General features: G+C 33.0%; 20 protein-coding genes and 1 pseudogene. 13 read left to right on the forward strand and 8 right to left on the reverse strand.

Annotated elements, in window-relative coordinates; genetic code table 11:
* A pseudogene (locus BM246_RS20275) lies at window positions 1-104 on the reverse strand (IS110 family transposase); the annotation flags it as partial.
* A 382-nt stretch (window positions 105-486) separates the two neighbouring features.
* On the opposite strand from BM246_RS20275, the gene BM246_RS18040 reads away from it, so the two are divergent.
* The 9 genes from BM246_RS18040 (at window position 487) to BM246_RS18080 (ending at window position 7,283) form a co-directional block, all read left to right on the forward strand.
* Window positions 487-1,353 (forward strand): helix-turn-helix domain-containing protein, encoded by an 867-nt coding sequence (locus BM246_RS18040; RefSeq protein ID WP_042506278.1) that lies wholly within the window; start codon window positions 487-489, stop codon window positions 1,351-1,353.
* Between the two features lie 84 nt (window positions 1,354-1,437).
* Window positions 1,438-2,304, forward strand: a complete 867-nt coding sequence (locus BM246_RS18045; RefSeq protein ID WP_139221928.1) for a nuclear transport factor 2 family protein — start codon at window positions 1,438-1,440, stop codon at window positions 2,302-2,304.
* An 11-nt stretch (window positions 2,305-2,315) separates the two neighbouring features.
* Window positions 2,316-2,975: an oxygen-insensitive NAD(P)H nitroreductase gene (nfsB, locus tag BM246_RS18050; RefSeq protein ID WP_074939995.1), complete on the forward strand. Its 660-nt coding sequence runs from the start codon at window positions 2,316-2,318 to the stop codon at window positions 2,973-2,975.
* Window positions 2,976-3,128: 153 nt separating this feature from the next.
* Window positions 3,129-3,689 (forward strand): hypothetical protein, encoded by a 561-nt coding sequence (locus BM246_RS18055; protein WP_042506280.1) that lies wholly within the window; start codon window positions 3,129-3,131, stop codon window positions 3,687-3,689.
* A gap of 160 nt (window positions 3,690-3,849) precedes the next feature.
* Entirely contained in the window at window positions 3,850-4,413 is a 564-nt protein-coding gene (locus tag BM246_RS18060) for a hypothetical protein (RefSeq protein WP_074939999.1), read from the forward strand.
* 72 nt (window positions 4,414-4,485) lie between these two features.
* On the forward strand, window positions 4,486-5,640 hold the full coding sequence (locus BM246_RS18065; protein ID WP_042506282.1) for an erythromycin esterase family protein: 1,155 nt from the start codon (window positions 4,486-4,488) through the stop codon (window positions 5,638-5,640).
* 220 nt (window positions 5,641-5,860) lie between these two features.
* Window positions 5,861-6,064, forward strand: coding sequence for a hypothetical protein (locus BM246_RS18070; protein ID WP_139221929.1), 204 nt, complete (start codon window positions 5,861-5,863; stop codon window positions 6,062-6,064).
* A 254-nt stretch (window positions 6,065-6,318) separates the two neighbouring features.
* Window positions 6,319-6,543 carry a hypothetical protein gene (locus BM246_RS18075; RefSeq protein ID WP_074940006.1) on the forward strand — a complete coding sequence of 75 codons (225 nt, stop codon included), beginning with the start codon at window positions 6,319-6,321 and terminating at the stop codon, window positions 6,541-6,543.
* Between the two features lie 176 nt (window positions 6,544-6,719).
* A complete protein-coding gene (locus BM246_RS18080) occupies window positions 6,720-7,283 on the forward strand; it encodes a porin family protein (protein ID WP_074940263.1) in 564 nt (187 codons plus the stop codon).
* A 62-nt stretch (window positions 7,284-7,345) separates the two neighbouring features.
* On the opposite strand, the gene BM246_RS18085 is transcribed toward BM246_RS18080, so the two are convergent.
* From BM246_RS18085 to BM246_RS18095, 3 genes are read right to left on the reverse strand one after another with little or no spacing between them, the layout of a single operon-like run.
* Complete coding sequence (locus tag BM246_RS18085; RefSeq protein WP_074940008.1) at window positions 7,346-8,011, reverse strand: 3'-5' exonuclease; 666 nt, start codon at window positions 8,009-8,011, stop codon at window positions 7,346-7,348.
* Between the two features lies 1 nt (window position 8,012).
* A complete protein-coding gene (locus tag BM246_RS18090) occupies window positions 8,013-9,926 on the reverse strand; it encodes a DUF294 nucleotidyltransferase-like domain-containing protein (RefSeq protein ID WP_074940011.1) in 1,914 nt (637 codons plus the stop codon).
* 21 nt (window positions 9,927-9,947) lie between these two features.
* Complete coding sequence (locus tag BM246_RS18095) at window positions 9,948-10,562, reverse strand: fumarylacetoacetate hydrolase family protein (protein ID WP_074940013.1); 615 nt, start codon at window positions 10,560-10,562, stop codon at window positions 9,948-9,950.
* Between the two features lie 338 nt (window positions 10,563-10,900).
* Between BM246_RS18095 and BM246_RS18100 the strand changes: the two genes are divergently transcribed.
* From BM246_RS18100 to gyrB, 3 genes are all read left to right on the forward strand, one after another.
* Window positions 10,901-12,673, forward strand: coding sequence for an ABC transporter ATP-binding protein (locus tag BM246_RS18100; RefSeq protein ID WP_074940016.1), 1,773 nt, complete (start codon window positions 10,901-10,903; stop codon window positions 12,671-12,673).
* A gap of 3 nt (window positions 12,674-12,676) precedes the next feature.
* Window positions 12,677-13,195 (forward strand): DinB family protein, encoded by a 519-nt coding sequence (locus BM246_RS18105; protein ID WP_074940020.1) that lies wholly within the window; start codon window positions 12,677-12,679, stop codon window positions 13,193-13,195.
* A gap of 343 nt (window positions 13,196-13,538) precedes the next feature.
* Window positions 13,539-15,488, forward strand: a complete 1,950-nt coding sequence (gyrB, locus tag BM246_RS18110; protein ID WP_042499930.1) for a DNA topoisomerase (ATP-hydrolyzing) subunit B — start codon at window positions 13,539-13,541, stop codon at window positions 15,486-15,488.
* Window positions 15,489-15,597: 109 nt separating this feature from the next.
* Here gyrB and BM246_RS18115 read toward each other — a convergent pair whose 3' ends face one another.
* The 4 genes from BM246_RS18115 to BM246_RS18130 form a co-directional block, all read right to left on the reverse strand.
* Window positions 15,598-16,062: a hypothetical protein gene (locus BM246_RS18115; RefSeq protein ID WP_074940023.1), complete on the reverse strand. Its 465-nt coding sequence runs from the start codon at window positions 16,060-16,062 to the stop codon at window positions 15,598-15,600.
* A gap of 114 nt (window positions 16,063-16,176) precedes the next feature.
* Complete coding sequence (locus tag BM246_RS18120; protein ID WP_042506291.1) at window positions 16,177-16,758, reverse strand: porin family protein; 582 nt, start codon at window positions 16,756-16,758, stop codon at window positions 16,177-16,179.
* Window positions 16,759-16,782: 24 nt separating this feature from the next.
* Window positions 16,783-17,568, reverse strand: coding sequence for a membrane metalloprotease (locus BM246_RS18125; protein WP_074940027.1), 786 nt, complete (start codon window positions 17,566-17,568; stop codon window positions 16,783-16,785).
* A gap of 88 nt (window positions 17,569-17,656) precedes the next feature.
* Window positions 17,657-18,715, reverse strand: coding sequence for a hypothetical protein (locus BM246_RS18130; RefSeq protein ID WP_074940030.1), 1,059 nt, complete (start codon window positions 18,713-18,715; stop codon window positions 17,657-17,659).
* Window positions 18,716-18,918: 203 nt separating this feature from the next.
* Between BM246_RS18130 and BM246_RS18135 the strand changes: the two genes are divergently transcribed.
* On the forward strand, window positions 18,919-19,440 hold the full coding sequence (locus BM246_RS18135) for an RNA polymerase sigma factor (RefSeq protein WP_042506293.1): 522 nt from the start codon (window positions 18,919-18,921) through the stop codon (window positions 19,438-19,440).
* Window positions 19,441-19,495: the final 55 nt, after the last annotated feature.

Here is a 19,495-nt window from a genome sequence, read left to right on the forward strand (position 1 = left end):
CCTGAAACCTTATTTTTAAACTGATAATAATTACCATCTGAATCTGTGACATCAAAAACTAAATAACTAATGTCAATACCAAAATATTTAATATCTTTATTCATAACAAATTATTTTTTTGAAAGGACATACTACGCGAGTTTCAACGACTTAAAATCGAGGTCTAAAAGCCTCACAGAACTGTTCGAAATCTGTGTAGAAAAGAGAGGGGATTTACAATGTTGACGAGATCTGTAGTCTCTCCGTATAAATTAACCTTATTCCTCTCTTTTGTGCTTTCTATTTTATATGTTTAAATTAGTCTTTTTTATTTAAATGCTAACTTAAGCCGTATAAAATTAATTGCTGGTTTTAGACTACTTACGAAAGTCCTCGCGGACTTTCTATCTGTGATTTACTTGCTAACTTTAGTTCTTAAACCACGCAACTAATCTTATACAACAACGTTAGGCACAAGGCAGAAAAAACTACAGAACTAAAAACAAAGTGAAGGAAAAAATTCAAAAATATGATTTCAAAGAAGGACTTCCACAGGAGTTTGAAATTATAGATTTCGACTTTCTTTTTAACGAATTCTCTGAAGAAATCAAAAAACCGCATAGGTCAGAATTCTATCAAATTTTATGGTTTCAAAAAGGCAAGCCAACACATTTGGTCGATTTCAATCCAATAAAAATTAAACAGAACTCATTACTGTTTATTAACAAAAATAGTGTCCAACTTTTCGATTACAAAACAAGATTCAAAGGAAAAGCAATTTTATTTACAGATAATTTTTTTTGCAAGACCACTGCTGATACACAATTTATAAGAAACAGTATTTTGTTTAATGATTTACTTTCTATTTCTCAAATCAATATATCAAATTCAATTATCGAAACAACATTTCAGCAATTAAAAATTGAATCGCAAAACCTGAAAGATAACTACCAATCAGATATTTTACGAAATGACCTAAGAAACCTTTTATTGCATTCCGAAAGAGAAAGAAAAAAACAAGGTTTTATAGAATTAAAAAAAGATAATAATCTTGAACTAGCATTGTTATTTAAAACCTTATTAGATGACAATTTCGTAAACCATAAAAAGGTTAGCTTTTATTGTCAACAAATGCATTTGACACCAAAAAGACTTAATCAAGCTACGTCTAAAGTTTTTGGAAAAACACCTAAAAATATCATTGACAGTAGAGTTCTGTTAGAATCAAAAAGATTATTGGCTCATACAAACGAAAGTATAAAGGAAATTGGGTTTTTATTAGGCTTTGAAGAACCAACTAACTTCATTAAACACTTCAAAAAACAAACTAACAAAACACCTGTTGAATTTAGAGCAGAATTCAATTTGGCGTAAAAGTATCATTCAAAGGACTTTTTTTATCGTTTCTTTTCTTCTACTTGATTGCAACTTTGTAGTATCAATTTAAAACAACTAATAATGAAAAAGATACTATTAAGTGCAACGGTAATTTTGGCAATAGGTTTTACAGCCTGTAATAGTCAAAAAACAATTTCAAACAATAAAAAAGAAGAAAAAATGGAAATTTCAAACAAAGAAAAAGTAATTGCTCTTTTAAAAAGCATTGAGACTGGTGCTCAAGAACCAGCAGGATACATTAACCCAAACAATTACATTCAACATAATCTTGGAGTTGCAGACGGACTTGCAGGATTTGGTGCATTATTGCAACAACTTCCTCCAAACTCAGCTAAAGCAAACACAATTAGAGCTTTCGAAGATGGCGATTTTGTTTTTACTCAAACCGATTATAACTTTTTTGGACCAAAAATCGGTTTCGATATTTTTAGGTTCGAAAATGGACAAATAGTTGAACATTGGGATAATTTGCAAGAAAAGCCTTTAAATCCAAATCCAAGTGGACATACTATGATTGACGGGACAACTGAAATTGAAGGCATTAACAAAACTGAAGAAAATAAAGCATTGGTCAATAATTTCGTGAATGACATCTTAGTAAACGGTAAAATGGAAAAGTTGACTGGTTATTTTGATGGCGACAATTATATCCAACACAATCCTCAAATTGCAGATGGACTTTCAGGACTTGGAAAGGCATTGGAGTACATGGCTTCTCAAGGTATTATAATGAAATATAACAAAGTGCATAGAGTTTTAGGAGAAGGTAATTTTATATTGACTATTAGCGAAGGTACGTTTGGAGATAAACACACCTCGTTTTATGACTTGTTTAGAGTTGAGAATGGAAAAATAGCTGAACATTGGGATGTAATGGAAACTATTCTGCCAAAAGGTGAATGGAAAAATAGTAACGGTAAATTTTAATACAAGAAACTATGGACATTATAAAAACATTAAATTGGAGATATTCTACAAAATCTTTTGATGCTAACAAAAAAATATCATCCTCTGATTTTGCTAAGATAAAAGAGATTTTAAGGATGAGTCCTTCGAGTACCAATCTTCAACCTTGGCATTTTGTAATTGCTGAGACCGAAGAAGGAAAAAAACGAATGGCCAAAGGGACACAGGGCTTTTTTATCTTTAATGAAGCAAAAGTTTTAAATGCCTCTCACGTAGTTTTATTTTGTTCAAGAATAACTGCTGATGAAGAGTATATGCAAAAGCTCCTAGAATCTGAAGACAAAGACGGAAGATATCCAAATGATGAAATAAAACAAAATGTAAATGGAGGTAGAAATGTTTTTGCCGACATCCATAAATACGATTTGAAAGATTTACAACATTGGATGGAAAAACAAGTGTATTTAAATATTGGTAATTTCTTACTAGGTGTTGCTACTCTTGGCATTGATGCTTGCCCTATGGAAGGAATTGACATAAAAGTATTAGATGAAGAATTTGGTTTAAGAGAAAAGGGATTTACAGCTATAACAGCGATTTCAATAGGTTACAGAACTGAAAGTGATTTTAATACAACCGATAAAACTCCAAAATCTAGATTACCCGAAGATGAAATAATTACAGTTTTATAGTTGGAAAGCCCAGTGCCTAACAATGTATAAAAGCAATAGCGGTTCAGGTGCAAACTTGAACCGTTTTTGTGTTTAAATAAGTATCTTGTCATCCCAAGAAGTGCATTTAATCCGCTACTGCTCTTATACTAACCGTTGTGTAACATTTGAAAAATGAACAAAATTTTAACTTTTATATTAATATTTTTGACTTTTAATTGCATTGACAATAAAAAAGAAAAAGAAATTCAACCAGAAGAAGTTGTAAAATCCAAACCAATAAAAACGGAAAAAAATATTTTCGATTTTGTTTTTAGAGATATTAAAGAAATTGAATATTTCAGCAACTTTGAAGTTGGAACTAGTTCTGTAATAAATTTTGAAAAAAGTAAATGGGAATATGCCATTTCTGAAATGCAGAATAAACAAAAACGAATAATTATTTTGGAGAAAATTGTTGAGACTGGAAAACCAGAAAAGAAATTTCAAATTTTAGACACCATTCATATTAATAATTTTAAAACGAATGAATTTATGTCTTTCGGAGTTTGCCAAAATAATGAAAAAGCAGATTCTCGAATTTTTACAGTTATTGAGAGTAGTGAAAATGATTTCGATTTAGAGATTTATACCAACATTAAAAAAGCGTGGAAAGCTAATCTTGAAACAAAAAAGATTGAGGAAATATCAGATATTAGTGGAGTTAACTGTATGAATGAGAGTTACGGAATATAAAAAACGTTACACAACACCATATATAAAAAATTGCTATTTTAGGCTTAATCAAAGTTTGTTGCTTTGTTTGCTAGCTTCTGATTTTCCTTCGGAAAATCCTCGCACACAAACACGCAACGTTCCTTACATATAAACGTTAGCAAACATTAAAAACCAATCTATGAAAGGAGTTTACATAACAATTATATTTTCTATTTTCTTAAGTTGTTCTTCTTCACAAAAAGTTGTTAAGGAAACAAAATGTCCTATAATTTACAAGAATAAGTTTACGGAAATTTTGAATGAAAAATATGTTACTATAAATGGTAAAGACACTACAGAAATTAATGAAATTAGATATGAATGTGTTTTTTCTGCATTTTATACGCACAAAGTGATGTTTGATAAATATGGGGAATGGGATAAGGAAATTTTTCCGAGTAACAGAAATCACCCAATACTAATGTGGAATAATATTGACCTCTTATCAAACGGAAAAAAATATACTGTTCTAACAAACGGTCTTGAGGAATGGAAGCATATTTACGCATCTGTTATGATATTAGATGAAAAAGAGAAAGACGTACTAACGGAACAAAATGAAGAAAAAATTGCGTTGACAAACTTTTTTGGAGAACTGATAAAAAATCATAATCCCGAAAAAAAAGACTTCTACGAGGTTTATTGGAAAATGGTTGACCCGAAACGTTGGGAAGAAATTAAACAATACCAAAAGAATAAATAACGTTTGCTAACTTTAGTGCTTAAACCACGTAGCTTTTCTTACAGAACAACGTTAGCAACAATATTAAAAAAAATGTATAAAACGACAATCATACTTCTTGTGTTGTTTGGAATTAATTCAATATTTGCTCAAGTAGAAAAAAATATATACGAATTAAATTCAATAGAAAACCTTTTAACCGACGATGTTAAGAAAATTATGGATGACAATTTAGTGGATAAAAAAGTTGTGTTTCTTGGAGAATCAAATCATTATTTCGGAGCTGACTTATTGGCTAAAACAGAATTTGTAAAGTATTTAGTTTTAGAACAAGGCTATAAAAATATAGTCTTTGAGAGTGATTTTTTTGGACTTTATTTTGACCATAATAAAAATATCGAAAATAATCTTTATCCCTTTTGGTCTCGTTCAGTTCAAGGTAAAGAATTATTCGAATTTATAGAGAAACATAACGTGACCATTTGGGGTTTAGATAATCAAATGACCTCTTATTATTCGTTAAAAAACTTTACCGAAAAATTGACTGAATTTTTACATGACAATTCCATAGAAGTTAACGCGGATTTTTTAGAATTAACGGAAACTTTTATCAGAAACAGAAATAATGCAGGCAAAGTTGTCGGTAAATCAAATTTAGAAATCTTAAACAAGGAACTTGAAAAACTTTTAGAGAACCAAGATGTAATTCGAAATAAACTTTGGTTTAAATTTATAGAAAGCTACAGAAGTAATATTATTATGAATTCAGCTCTTAATAGCAGCGAACAAGCAATAGTTATAAGAGATAACCAAATGGCAAAAAACTTAGATTTCATTGTTAATAAAATGCCAGAAAAAAAGTTCATTATTTGGTTACATAATGCGCATATGATAAAAGATAATTACGGGACTCGAAGTGGACAAACAATGGGATTTCAATTCGCAGAAAAAAAACTTAATAATTCATATCATATAGCAATTTCTTCTGTAAATATGCCCTTTAGAAAATCTAGATGGATTGAAAAATACAGTAAAGACGAAGAGAACTTATTGCATTTTTTACCTTCAACAGAAAAAAATTACTTGATTGACGCACGTCAAGTTATTAATGAAAATAAGCAATATCAACAAAACGAATATGAAGGAATGTTTGTCGTTGATGAGAAGAAGATAAAAACAAATTGGTTTAATCATTATGATGTCTTAGTCTTCATCTCAAAAGGGGAAGACATAAAGATTGCGGAATAAATACTGTTGCTAACAATGTGTGAAAAGAATCACTCAATTTTAGGTTTAATCAAAAGTCGTTGCAAGTTTACTACGTCTGATTTTCCTTCGGAAAATCCACGAACACAAACATCGCACTATTCTTATACGTAACTTTGGTATTCATGGCTCACTCAGCTCTTTGCATTGTAACATATTAATATTTTGCTCTACTAATACCTTGGATAATAACTTGCAAGAAATGAAAAAGAATAATGGAACGACTTTTATGGTAATAGGATTGATGTTTACAACTCTTGGATTAACAATTTTGAACGAATACAAAATTTTACAATACAGCGCCCTAACTCTTGGAGTTACATTAACAATATATAGTGTGTTTGTATCTGGAAAATGGAAGAAAAACCAAAAAAATATAAAAAATAAAAATTCTTTAAAATATTAAAATAAATACATTAAACGATTCATAATAACTAAAATGAATTTCCTTTAACGATGAGAAAAACCCCAGAGTCACCGCATACCGTTAAGAATGTAAGCGAAACGAAAAGCCTTTGCCTGATTAGAGGAGAAATGAAACAATAATTTCCGCAAAGCGATCTAATTATGCACTCAATCATAAAATAAAAGTAGTAGTAACCCAAGTTATCCAACCCAACCAAGCTCAACTTTAGTATCTTGCCTTAATAAAATATTATTATGAAAATAAACTTATTGTCTTGTGATGCTCAAAGACCAGATAAAAGAGCGATAGCTAAATGTATTGTCGAAATTTCAACAGGCATAGATGGCGGTTTGGCAAATGAACTTACAGATATCCTTTTAGAAGGTGATCCTGTAGATATTGAGTTGGACGATAAAAACACAGGTTCTGCTTTACGTGCTTTGCGAAAGCTTGATATTGACTACGAAATTGTAGAATAATTTTAATAGGTTTTCTAGAGCTGAAAATCTAATGTTTTGTGTTTAATTTGGGTATTAATTGTTTGTTAATCAGGGTTTTGTTAAATTTGGTTAAAAAGGTTAAAACTATTTTAAATAGCATTTCAATCATGAAAAAAAGGTTTGCTTTGTTTCAAATAACAAATAAATTTTTAATTATGAAAAAAGTATTACTAGTTGCTGCGATGGCAGTTTTTGGGTTAACACAAGTGACTGCTCAAGATGTTCGATTTGGTGCTAAATTAGGGTTGAACTTTGCTTCAATCACTGGAGATAACACCGATGGGTTTGATTCGGTAACGTCTTTTAATTACGGACTTGTGGCTGAGGTGCCACTTTCGGAAAAATTCTCCTTTCAACCTGAGGTTTTATATTCTGGTCAGGGTTTTTCTTTGGGATCCGATGAGTCTGATACGGTTCAGTTAGATTATCTAACCGTGCCGTTAATGGGGAAGTATTACTTAACTAAAGGCTTAAGTTTAGAAGCCGGACCGCAAGTAGGTTTTTTAGTTTCTGCTAAGCAAGACGATGTTAATCTAAAAGATAGTTACAAAGGTTTAGATTTAGGTGTCAACTTTGGATTGGGCTATAAATTAGACAACGGGCTTAATTTTTCAGCACGCTATAATGTAGGTTTATCAGATGTTAATGATGTCGATAGCTTTAATGACAAATATAAAAACGGAGTTATGCAAGTGTCTATTGGTTATTTCTTTTTCTAAAACAAACAGCATAAATTAAGATATTTAAAACCGAGGCCTAGTGTTTCGGTTTTTTTTGAGTTTTAGCCGTGTAGTAAATAGCCCCATTTTAAATGCTTGCGCTTGTCTAATCGGGAAAGGATTTTTAAAAATATCATAGCCGTTATTAAGGCATCGCCACTAGCAGTATGTCTATCTACTTTAGGTACGTTAAGTTCTTTGCATAAATCGTCTAGCGAATAATGTTTTTGTAAGGTATCTTGATATATTTTATGTTTAGATTTTTTGAAGAGCACACCAGTGTCGATAAACTTGTTTTTTAGTTTTCCTAAACCATTGCGTAGCATCATTTCATTCATCATGTTTTTATCAAAACCAGCATGGTGAGCAACAAGTACACTGTTTTGAATGTATTCTAAAAAAGCTTTAATAGCTTCTAGTTCGGTTACTTTTTCATAATCTCCGTTTTTCATGAGACCATGTATTTTTACAGTTTCAGATTTAAAAATATCCTGATGTATATAAAGCTCAAAACTGTTACTTACAGGTATGGTTTTATGAACGATAGATACCGCGCCAATAGATAGCACACGATCTTCCTTTTTATCAAAACCTGTAGTTTCCGTATCAAAAGCTACAAAACGCGTATCCTCAATTAGACCTTTAGCTTTCTTTTTAAAACGCTCTAAATAGGCCAAATAAAATTCGGGATAATTGTCTTGTTTCTTTTTAAACCAATTAAATTCCATTTTAGATAAAGTTTTTTAAATCGAAACGTAATTTTAAAGTCTCTTGTATATCGTGTATCGGTTTAAAACAGCGCTTTAATTTTAGTTTTTCTTCCTTAGTTAAAGTTTCTAGTTTTATAAACTTCCCGGAGTTGTTGTGCAGTAAACCTTGTTTGGTTTTAAATTTAGACAAAGCCTTAAAAGCATAAGCGCAAGACTCGTAAAGTTCTTTGTTGTTCGGGTCTATTTCTGCCATTTTTTCGTAGCGCTCGTAAGTGTTGTTTACGTTTTTAATTTGATTGCTTAGCACCAGTAAACGTGCAGCATCAATTAAAGGCATTAAACCACGACTTTTAATATTAAACAAATCTTTTTGTTCACCATTTTGTTCAACTAAAAACTGTTTGAAAATACCAAGAGGCGTAGGGCTTTTAATAGCCTCGCTACCCAGGAATTTGTAGAAAAGGCTCGATCCGCCTAAGGCTTCAAAAATACTTTCCGATAAGGTGTCTACTAATTTTTCATTACCATAAACACCAGAGTAATCAAAGAAAATAGAGGATAGTAAAATAGCCTTATCATCTGGACTTAAAATCCAATTCTGAAATTGTGTTTTCCATTTAGAAATCGATTTACACCATTCCGGGTTAACCGCCATCATATCAGCTTCACAATATTCAAAACCAATTTTATTAAGCGATTTTGTTACATATTTAGCCAGTTGTAAAAAGTAAGCCTGAGTTTCTTCATACTTATCTTCAGGAACATCTTCAAACACCAAAGCATTGTCTTGGTCTGTAAACAATAGTTGTTCTCTTCTGCCTTGGCTACCTAAGGCAAGCCAAGAAAAAGCAACTGGTGGCTCGGTTGGCATTTTCTTTAAAGCAATTTCAATGGCACGAATGGTTACGGCATCATTAATTTCCGAAATAACATTAATAATATGTGTTAACGGAATATTTTGTTCTAAATAACTTTTAAGTAATGTGTTCGCTTTTAAGCGTGCTATACGAAGTTTTTTGGTACGGTTGGCACGTTTTATTTCTTTTAAAATTACCGAAGGTGTGTTTCCTAAAGTCACTAAAACATCATGGTGGGTAAGTACACCAATTAGGCGCGAGTTTACCGTACCATCTTTGGTAATGCATAAATGCCCAATACTGTTTTTTATCATTTTTAGTTGGCCATCGGCAACCGTTAAATCTTTTTTAGCTGTAATTACCGGCGAACTCATAATATTGGTAACTGCTGTGGTAATCGGGAATTTACCCGTTGCAATTTTATTTTTTATATCACTATTGGTAATAATACCAACAGGTTTTTTATTGTCCACAACAATAATACAACCAATTTTATGGGTACACATTAGGCTAGCAGCCTCTTGCAATGTAGATGTTTTAGCACAGGTAATTGGTGTTTTTGTATAGTTTGCCGTTTGGAAATTTACAATGTCTTGCGATGTGTTAGGCAAGTAATCTTTAAAAATGGCATTATTTTCCTCGGTAGTGTAAGAGTCGTACGCATTTGTCGCAAAAGCCGTAATAAGGTATTTGTAAACCTTAGCATTATTCTCTGTAGCACTTTGGAAATTTTTAATAGGCAAGGCGTAAATAATAGTTTCCTCGTTTGCCGTAGCCGTTAATTTGTAATTTTCGCGCGCAATAAGTGGGCGCACGCCAAAAATATCGCCAGTATCATTAATAGTAACCAGCTCTTGCGTGTCGTTTTCTGTATGAAACAAGCTAATAGCACCCGCGCGCACAATATAGAAATACTCGTTTGCTGGTTGGTCTGCCTTAAACAAAGTGTCGCCTTTTTCCAGATACACAATAACAACCTCCTCTGCAATTTCTAAAAGCTTTTTAAACTTTATTAAATCGAAGGGCGGATAAATTTTTAAGAAATCGCAAACACGTTCAGCAATCGAGTTTTTCATAAGTTGTTTTCGGTGTAAAAATTATATTAATTTAAAATCTAAAAGTAGTTCACCTTCAATCGATGCTTGTAAATGGTCACCTTTTACATTTAGTCCAACACCAGCTGCAGGTGTACCTGTAAAAATAATATCACCTTCTTTTAAGGTCATAAAACTCGATACATACGCTATAATTTCAGCAAAATTATAAATCATAAAATCGGTGTTTCCAACTTGTTTTTGTTCACCATTAATAACCAAATCGAAATTAATATTGTTTAAATCTGGGAAGTTAGCAACAGGCTTAAAATCCGAAATAGGTGAGGCACCATCAAAACCTTTAGCTAAAGCCCAAGGACCTTTGTTTTCGCGGCTTGCAGCAAGTACATCTTTGGCAGTGTAATCAATACCAACAGCAATTTCCGAAATGTAACCGTTAGCATCTTCCAAGCTAATGTCTTTACCCGTTTTTCCAATTTTTATTACCAACTCTAGCTCGTAAGCCAATTGGTTTGTAATTGCCGGGAAAACAACATCCGTATTACCCGTTACAACGCTACTATCTGGCTTTGTGAAAATAACCTGTTTACCCGTTTTAATAGCGCTAATTTCAGATTTATCATTCACATAATTTTTTCCAATTCCAATAACTTTCATTTACTTAGTTTTTTAGTTTATCATCAAATTTTAAGAGAAAATAAAAGTAGTAAATAAGCCATTTAAAAAAGTGCTTTTCCTCGAAAATAATTTGGGCGTTACCACAAGGGTCGGGCTTTTCGCAGTCGCTTTTTTGTGTTGCATAGGTGCAACCACACAAAAAGAGCTCCAACAAATGCTTCAATCCCTAACGCGGACTAGTCTGTTAAATTAAAACTTACAGCGAGTTGTAGTGTAAATATGTTAGGTTGTTGTTAAAAAAAGCAAATGAAAATATGTCATAATCTCTACATGTGGTATCTTTATTGACTTGTATTCTCAATATACTAAAATTTCACATGCAACACCTTAAAGAATCCGCATCGCCTAAAGATAAAACAAAACAAAAAGTCACGATGGCTCAAGCCTTTAAAACTATTATTTGGCCACGCCGGAAATTGGTTTTATTAGGTTTGTTGTTAATAGTAATTCGCAGTTTGGCGGGTTTAGTATTGCCATGGCAAAGTAAAGTATTGCTAGACGATGTTGTACCAAGCAAAGATATCTCGATGTTGTACAATTTAATAGGTATCGTTATTGCGGCCATTACAGTACAGGCGGTAACCTCGTTTTTACTAACACAAATTTTAAGCGTACAAGCTCAATATTTAATAAGCGAATTACGAGCTCAGGTACAGAAAAAAGTGCTTTCTCTGCCTATTAGCTTTTTCGATAATACTAAATCTGGTGCTTTAGTATCTCGAATTATGAGCGATGTAGAAGGTGTGCGTAACTTAATCGGTACTGGTTTAGTACAGCTTGTTGGCGGATCGTTTACGGCTATTGTTTCTTTAGTGATTTTAATAGATTTAAACCCATGGATGACACTTTTTGTATTCATCCCTTTGTCTATTTTTGGATATATCGCGCTTAGAGCCTTTAAATATATTCGTCCAATTTTTAGAAAACGCGGAAAAATTAACGCTGAGGTAAAAGGTAGACTTACCGAAACACTTGCTGGCGTACGTGTGATAAAAGCCTTTAATGCTGAGGAACAAGAAAATATTGTTTTTGAAAAAGGCGTTGATAAATTATTTCAGAATGTAAAAAAGAGTTTAACCGCAACGGCTTTAATGACGAGTTCTTCGACCTTTTTAATAGGTGTTGCCACCACTGGTATTATGGGTATTGGTGGTTATTATATGATTTTAGGAGAAATGACCACTGGTGAGTTTCTTTTCTTCACCTTAGTACTTGGTTTTATGATTGCGCCTATTGTGCAAATGAGTAATATTGGTAGCCAACTTACCGAAGCTTTGGCTGGTTTAGATCGTACCGAAGAGCTTATGAATATGACGGCCGAAGAGGATAACGCGGCTCGAACCATAGAACTTAATACGTTAAAAGGTGATATAGAATTTGAGGATGTAACGTTCTCTTACGAGGAAGGAAAAGATGTCTTGCATAATATTAACTTTAAAGCGCCGGCAGGTTCGGTAACAGCTTTAGTTGGGAGTTCAGGATCTGGTAAATCCACTATAGCAGGACTTTCAGCAACGTTTTTAACGCCTCAAAAAGGTAAAGTTACTATTGATAATCAAGATTTATCTAAAGTAAGATTAAGTAGTTATCGCCAGCATTTAGGTGTGGTTCTGCAAGATGAATTTTTGTTCGAAGGCAGCATAAGGCAAAATATTATGTTCCCGAGACCAAATGCTACAGAAGCCGAATTACAAAATGCTGTAAAAGCAGCTTATGTTAATGAGTTTACGGATAGATTTGACGACGGATTGGAAACATTAATAGGGGAGCGTGGCGTGAAACTTTCTGGCGGACAACGTCAACGTTTGGCTATTGCGCGTGCTATTCTTGCAAATCCGAAAGTTATTATTTTAGATGAAGCCACATCGAGTTTAGATACCGAAAGTGAAGCTTTAATTCAGAAGAGTTTATCTGAATTAATAAAAGATAGAACCACTATAGTTATTGCACACCGTTTAAGTACAATTCGTAAAGCCGATCAGATTTTGGTTATTGAAGCTGGCCATGTTGTAGAACGCGGCACGCACGATGAACTTATCGCTTTAGGTGCACGTTATTATGATTTATATACATACCAAGCAAAAATTTAATACATGAAAGTAACCGATTTAAGAACGACCGAGTATCACGAGTATTACGCAGGCTACATAGGTAAGGTGCCAAAAACCTGGACTTTAAAAAAAGGTTTTGATTTAGGGAAAGCCGAAGTCGTTGAGTTTTTTAAGACTGTCCCAAGTGATAAGTTAGAGTATCGTTATGCCGAAAATAAATGGACTGTAAAAGAAGTGTTTCAGCATATTATAGATACCGAGCGTGTTATGGGGTATCGTTGTTTTAGAATGGCTCGTCACGATGCTACGGCTATGGCAGGTTTTGAGCAGGACGATTATATTAAGCCTTCTAAAGCTAATCAAAAATCTATGGATATCTTGGTTGATGAGTATTTAAGCGTTCGCCAAAGTACAAATGCTTTAATACAGAGTTTAAGCGACGAAGATCTAGAATTTGTAGGGAATGCTAACGGAGCGGCGATGTCGTCAAGAGCAGTCGCCTTTATGATCTTAGGACACGAAATCTGGCATATTGATATCATAAAAGCGTTGTATTTGTAATTCAAAATATCAATTTTAAGACACTTTCTTCTTTTTAGTGTTTTGGAGTGTGCATTGTGGAGGTTTAAGTTTGATTTAAAGCCTTTTTTAAGCGATTTAAGACACTTTTTGGAAATTAACAAATGTTAATAATTATTACGTGAAGTCGATAAACTGTATTTAAAATGCCATTTTAATTTGTATATTTGTTTGTATTCAAAAGGATGCTCGATGGCATCTTTTTTTATGCTAATGAAATACTGATTCTTTTTACATGGCGTAAACTAGAATATTAGATTTTCATTAATCCTGTATAAAAAGCAGGGTCTCATATTACTAATAAAATAATATCAATTCATAATTTATGAGCGAAGAAAAAGAAGAGTTTAACAAGCACAATTATTCTGCCGATAGCATTCAAGCTTTAGAAGGTATGGAGCACGTGCGTATGCGTCCGTCGATGTATATTGGCGACGTTGGTGTACGTGGTTTACACCATTTAGTTTACGAGGTTGTCGATAACTCGATTGATGAGGCTTTAGCCGGACATTGTAACAATATTACAGTAATTATCAACGAAGATAACTCGATTACTACTGAAGATGATGGTCGTGGTATTCCTGTAGATTTACACAAAAAAGAAGGCGTTTCGGCTCTAGAAGTTGTAATGACTAAAATTGGTGCTGGTGGTAAATTCGATAAAGATTCTTATAAAGTTTCTGGTGGATTGCACGGTGTTGGTGTAAGTTGTGTAAATGCTCTATCTGCACACTTAAAAGCTACGGTTTATAGAAATGGAGAAGTTTGGGAGCAAGAGTATGAGCGCGGTAAAGCCTTATATCCTGTTAAGAAAATAGGAGAAACTGATAAACGTGGTACTATTGTTACGTTTAGACCAGATGAAACTATTTTTCAACAAACTTTAGAGTATAGTTATGATACTTTAGCAAGTCGTTTACGTGAGTTAGCTTACCTTAATAAAGGTATTACAATTCATTTAGTTGATAGAAGAACTAAAAAAGAAGACGGTGAGTTTGAAGGTGAAACATTTCATTCTGAAGAAGGTTTAAAAGAATTTATCAAGTATTTAGATGCCACTCGTGAGCCTTTAATGAAAGATGTTATTGCTTTTGAAGGAGAAAAAAATGGTGTCCCTGTTGAGGTTGCTATGATTTATAATACATCTTACGCAGAGAATTTACATTCTTACGTAAATAATATTAACACACATGAAGGTGGAACACACCTTTCTGGTTTCCGTCGTGGTTTAACTCATACCCTTAAAAAGTATGCAGATGAATCTGGATTATTAAAAAACTTGAAGTTTGATATTGCTGGTGATGATTTCCGTGAAGGACTTACCGCTATTATTTCTGTAAAAGTACAGGAGCCTCAGTTTGAAGGACAAACTAAAACAAAATTAGGTAACCGTGAGGTTTCTGCATCTGTAAGTCAAGCAGTATCTGAAATGCTTACTGATTACTTAGAAGAGCATCCAGATGATGCTAAAACCATTGTTCAAAAAGTGATTTTAGCAGCACAAGCGCGTCATGCAGCTCAAAAAGCTCGTGATATGGTGCAACGTAAAACGGTAATGAGTATTGGAGGTTTACCTGGTAAACTATCCGATTGTTCAGAGCAAGATCCTGCAAAATGCGAGGTATTCCTTGTAGAGGGAGATTCGGCAGGCGGTACGGCTAAACAAGGTCGTGATAGAGCATTTCAAGCTATTCTTCCACTTCGTGGTAAAATCTTAAATGTTGAGAAAGCCATGACTCACAAGGTTTTTGAAAACGAAGAGATTAAAAATATCTTTACAGCACTTGGTGTAACTATTGGTACTGAAGAAGATAGTAAAGCTTTAAACCTTTCAAAATTACGTTACCATAAAGTAGTGATTATGTGTGATGCCGATATCGATGGTAGTCACATTGCGACTTTAATTTTAACCTTCTTCTTTAGGTACATGAAGGAGCTTATTGAAAACGGACATATTTACATTGCAACACCGCCATTATACTTAGTAAAACGTGGTGCTAAAAAACAATATGCATGGTCTGATGCTGAGCGTGATGCTATTGTTTCTGAGTTTGGAGATGGATCTAAGATACAACGTTATAAAGGTCTTGGAGAGATGAACGCAGAACAACTTTGGGATACAACTATGAATCCTGAATTTAGAACTATGCGTTTAGTTCAAATTGAAAACGGAACAGAAGCCGATAGAGTTTTCTCTATGTTAATGGGGGATGAAGTACCACCTCGTAGAGAGTTTATTGAGAAAAATGCTATTTACGCAAATATTGACGCGTAAAACATATTTATTTTATATACAAAAGCGCCTGTCTAAATTTAGACAGGCGCTTTTTATTTGGCTATTAATGTAGGACTAATTTGGGGCAAAATTTTTATAATATGTTTTTTTAGAATAATCCTAAGCCAACTCTTACGCTTGGCGTACTTACTCTAACTCTCGTGTTGACTGTACTTCTGTTATTATATCTATTATTGTAATAGTTGTTGCTATAACCATAGTAGTAAAAAGAAGCATGATGGTAGTAATAGTCGCTGTGGTGGCAATGGTTGTCACAACGCTCGTAGTGGTTTGCATAAGCATCTTTTTTGCCTTTCATGTATGCGCGGTAAGCTTTTTTATCGTTTTTCTTCAAGTTCTTTTCGTAAGTTTTTTGATCTTCCCAAAAGGTTTCGTCGTCAGCTTTTGTTTCTGCTGAAAATTGTTGTTCGTATTTAGCATCTTCTAATGCTCGTTTTTGGTAATACGATGTTTTGTCAATTTGTTTTTCTTGAGAAACTTCTGCTTCTTGGCTGTATGTTACAAAAGAACTTCCTATGATTACTGCGAATACTAATGTTTTAAATAATGTCATCTCTTTAAAATTTTAATGATTAATTAAGCTTTTAATAAGCCTTCATTAATAAGACACCTTTAAATTAATTTACCCTACGGGATATTTGTTTTTTTATTCGGAATTAGCTTTTTATTACAAATTGAAACCTAAAGAAAACTGCCAAACTCTATTTTGAGGAGATCCTTCATCATAAATATCTCCTAAGCCAAGATGATATCTCACGCCTAAACTTACGCCAGAGTTTGTTTTAAATCCGCCACCAAAATTCATGCCCCAATCAAAGTTGTTAGGTTCAAATTCTTGAGTAGTATCAAATACCCCAAAGCTACTATCAAATTCTTCCTTATGCGAAATAGCTAAGCCTGCTTGCGGTCCTGCTTCTAAATAGAAATTGTTGCTAGGATATATTTTTAATAATAGAGGTACATTGATGTAATCTAGCTTTTGTGTGAATGTGCCGCTATTATCTTGTAATTCATAGCCTTGTTGTGAGTATAAAAATTCAATTTGTAATGCGGCATTATCACTCAAAAAAGATTCACCATATATGCCAGCATGAAAAGCATGCCTTTGTCCTGTTTCGGTTTCGCCATCAAAACTAACAGCTGCTAAATTATAACCGAATTTTATACCTGCGTTTGATGTTTTGTTTTGTGCGTTTATAGTGAGTAAGCTGCTTAAAGTTAATAAGCATGTTATTAGTAATGTTTTCATTTTAGTTGTTTTTTTAATTGAGGTTTATTTACCACCGTTAGCTTGTAAATCGGTAATACACTGTGCATCTAGTTGAGGAGCAGTGCTCATACCTGCCATGTCGCTTAGGTTTGCTGCAGATTCTGATGCCCAATACATTAAGCAGTTTTCTATATCGCAATGTTTTGGGTGTTCTTCATCTTCATGTTCACTTTGTAGTGGTGTGCCTAAATTTGTGAGTCCTAATATATGTCCGAATTCATGGTTAATTACTGTCGTTTCTAGCAATGTTCTGTCCGGTTCAAATGGACTGTTACTAAAGCTTTCTACTGTTTCTTGATAAATAACAAACGAGGTATTCCAGTAAGCTGTTCCTAACACAACGGTGTTGTTTTCTTCGGAATCATTATCAGATTTTCCATCAGAAAAATAAGCCCAAACCGCAATTTGGTTACTTGTGTTGTAGTGTGTTCTGTGTTCTATTTCTATGTCGGCAATATCTTCTAAACTATAAGTGGTTTTTCCTGGAGATGGGATAGCTCTTTTTTCAACAGTAATACCATTTGGTTTATAGGTTCTGTTTTCTAAAAAAGTAGTGAAATTGTTTAAGGCACTTTCGGTAGGTTCAAAACCTTCTACATAAACGACTTCAATAATCATGCTTGTAAAGGTGTTGTCTGATAGTAAATCGCGAGCCGAACTACCTGTGGTTTGTCGGTTTAATACTTTTGATACAGTATTATCTGTATCATTGTCTTCTCCCGATTCGTCTTTAGAACATGCGCTTATTATTAAAAGGAATAGAAAGGAAATTAATATTTTAAACTTCATTGTATTGTATTTTAATTTTGTAAAGCAGCTGCCTATAAATAGACAGTTGCTTTTACCATAACTTACGGAACAAATGCTAAACTAGTTTTTAAATTTGAGTTAAAACTAATGTAATAGCTGAATTTGTTGAGCTTTGCAGAGAGATAGAGCTTTGAGAAAAACTTGTAACTTCCCAAGTATTATTTAATAATTCGAAAGAAGCGTTTCCTGTAAAAGTTAAATTTAAAAATACTTCAAGCTCAGATGCTACGGTATAAGTACCTTCAATATCGCTTATTGTTGTGTTTACTGTGTTTTCTGCAGTACAATTTAAATCGTTAGCAAAATCGATAGTGTAATCGGCATAGTCATTTGCAGTGTTAACGCTAGCAGATATAAAAGATTCTACTTTAAAAACACCATCAACTAAAATGGTTTCTAAGGTGTCAGCGTTTTCCTCTGCGTCTTCCATAGCTTCGTCGTTTTCTAAACAATTTGTAATTGCAGTTTGTAAATCTGCATCACTACTAAGTTCTATTGCGGTATTGCTTTCTCCTGTTAATGTTGCTGTAATGGGGTAGTTAATTGAGAATAAAGCATCGTTATCAAAATTATTCATATAAGTGTACAATTGTTGTTCAGATTCTATAACAACACTTCCGGTTTGTTCTGCGCTTAAATCGTAAGTTAAAATTGTAATTGGGAAATCGATATTAATACAGTTTATAGCATCTTCAGCTTCATTTTCGGCCGCTTCACAAGCATCAATAAGTGCATCGTATTCCGCCTGATTTGCTACTTGTACTTCGATATAGTTACTTAGCTTAACTGTTAATGGGAATTGAAATTCAATGCTGTCATCATCATTTGTAAACTGTCCTAAAATATTTAAAACAAGTTGGTAATCTGCTTGACTAATTAAAGTAATTTCTGTGTCATTAACTGTAGCGGTTAATGGAAATAAAATAGAAGAGCAAGATACACCATCTAAAAAATCATCAAAACTACCATCGTACATAGACGAGCGTTCTAAGTTGTTTGCTGTTGGTGATGTTGCAGAATTTGTATTTGGGTTTTGTCCGTTTTCGTTATCAATTTCATCTTGACAAGATGTGAAACTCAAAATTGATGTTAATAGGATTGCTGTTAATAATTTTAAATTTTTCATGTTTTTAATTTTTAGGGTTTTTATAATTTTCTTTTTCACAGCCGTTTTTTTCGCCGTTCTGTAATTAAGACCCTTAGATATAAGTTTACCCTATGATTTTTTTAAAAATATTTGAAATTAAATATAAGTCACTGTTTATCAGTGTGTATTGCTGTTGATTTTTTTTGTTATATTTTTACCGCATATCAATTTGTATAAACTTTATGAATAGCCCCAAGCATAAACTTTGCGAAGAATCTCATTTTAACACCTTTTACACAGAACATATTCAAGCCGCAAGTAATTTTGCCTTTTATAAGTGTGGAAATAGTGATGCATCTTTAGATTATGTACAAGATGCGTTTGCTAAAATTTGGGAAAATTGTTCTAAAATAGATTTCTCTAAAGCCAAAACATATCTGTTTACCACGGTTAATAATTTATTTTTAAATACTATTCGACACCAAAAGGTGGTGCTAAATTATGCAAAAGAATCGCCATATTTAGATGAAACTAATTTGAATCCAGAATATATAATGGAGGAAGATGAGTTTAAGCAAAAACTTATGTTGGTTATTGAGAACTTAAGCCCAGAACAACGGGAGGTTTTTTTATTGAATAGAATAGAAGATAAAAAATATAGAGAGATAGCCGAATTGTTAGATATATCTCAAAAAACAGTTGAAAAACGAATGTCGGCAGCCTTAAAAATATTAAGAAGTAAAATTGAAGACTTAAAAATTTAATTTTTTAGTAGGGTAAATAAATAATAAGGTGTCTTATAGTTGTATAGCATAAAAT

The organism is Algibacter lectus, from assembly GCF_900112395.1.
GTDB classification, from domain to species: Bacteria; Bacteroidota; Bacteroidia; order Flavobacteriales; family Flavobacteriaceae; genus Algibacter; species Algibacter lectus.

Bases quoted from the DNA above. Each gene is read 5' to 3' on its own strand.
- BM246_RS18045 (WP_139221928.1), top strand. From the start codon at position 1,438: ATGAAAAAGATACTATTAAGTGCAACGGTAATTTTGGCAATAGGTTTT.
- nfsB (WP_074939995.1), top strand. From the start codon at position 2,316: ATGGACATTATAAAAACATTAAATTGGAGATATTCTACAAAATCTTTT.
- BM246_RS18055 (WP_042506280.1), top strand. From the start codon at position 3,129: ATGAACAAAATTTTAACTTTTATATTAATATTTTTGACTTTTAATTGC.
- BM246_RS18060 (WP_074939999.1), top strand. From the start codon at position 3,850: ATGAAAGGAGTTTACATAACAATTATATTTTCTATTTTCTTAAGTTGT.
- BM246_RS18065 (WP_042506282.1), top strand. From the start codon at position 4,486: ATGTATAAAACGACAATCATACTTCTTGTGTTGTTTGGAATTAATTCA.
- BM246_RS18070 (WP_139221929.1), top strand. From the start codon at position 5,861: ATGAAAAAGAATAATGGAACGACTTTTATGGTAATAGGATTGATGTTT.
- BM246_RS18075 (WP_074940006.1), top strand. From the start codon at position 6,319: ATGAAAATAAACTTATTGTCTTGTGATGCTCAAAGACCAGATAAAAGA.
- BM246_RS18080 (WP_074940263.1), top strand. From the start codon at position 6,720: ATGAAAAAAGTATTACTAGTTGCTGCGATGGCAGTTTTTGGGTTAACA.
- BM246_RS18085 (WP_074940008.1), bottom strand. From the start codon at position 8,011: ATGGAATTTAATTGGTTTAAAAAGAAACAAGACAATTATCCCGAATTT.
- BM246_RS18090 (WP_074940011.1), bottom strand. From the start codon at position 9,926: ATGAAAAACTCGATTGCTGAACGTGTTTGCGATTTCTTAAAAATTTAT.
- BM246_RS18095 (WP_074940013.1), bottom strand. From the start codon at position 10,562: ATGAAAGTTATTGGAATTGGAAAAAATTATGTGAATGATAAATCTGAA.
- BM246_RS18100 (WP_074940016.1), top strand. From the start codon at position 10,901: ATGCAACACCTTAAAGAATCCGCATCGCCTAAAGATAAAACAAAACAA.
- BM246_RS18105 (WP_074940020.1), top strand. From the start codon at position 12,677: ATGAAAGTAACCGATTTAAGAACGACCGAGTATCACGAGTATTACGCA.
- gyrB (WP_042499930.1), top strand. From the start codon at position 13,539: ATGAGCGAAGAAAAAGAAGAGTTTAACAAGCACAATTATTCTGCCGAT.
- BM246_RS18115 (WP_074940023.1), bottom strand. From the start codon at position 16,062: ATGACATTATTTAAAACATTAGTATTCGCAGTAATCATAGGAAGTTCT.
- BM246_RS18120 (WP_042506291.1), bottom strand. From the start codon at position 16,758: ATGAAAACATTACTAATAACATGCTTATTAACTTTAAGCAGCTTACTC.
- BM246_RS18125 (WP_074940027.1), bottom strand. From the start codon at position 17,568: ATGAAGTTTAAAATATTAATTTCCTTTCTATTCCTTTTAATAATAAGC.
- BM246_RS18130 (WP_074940030.1), bottom strand. From the start codon at position 18,715: ATGAAAAATTTAAAATTATTAACAGCAATCCTATTAACATCAATTTTG.
- BM246_RS18135 (WP_042506293.1), top strand. From the start codon at position 18,919: ATGAATAGCCCCAAGCATAAACTTTGCGAAGAATCTCATTTTAACACC.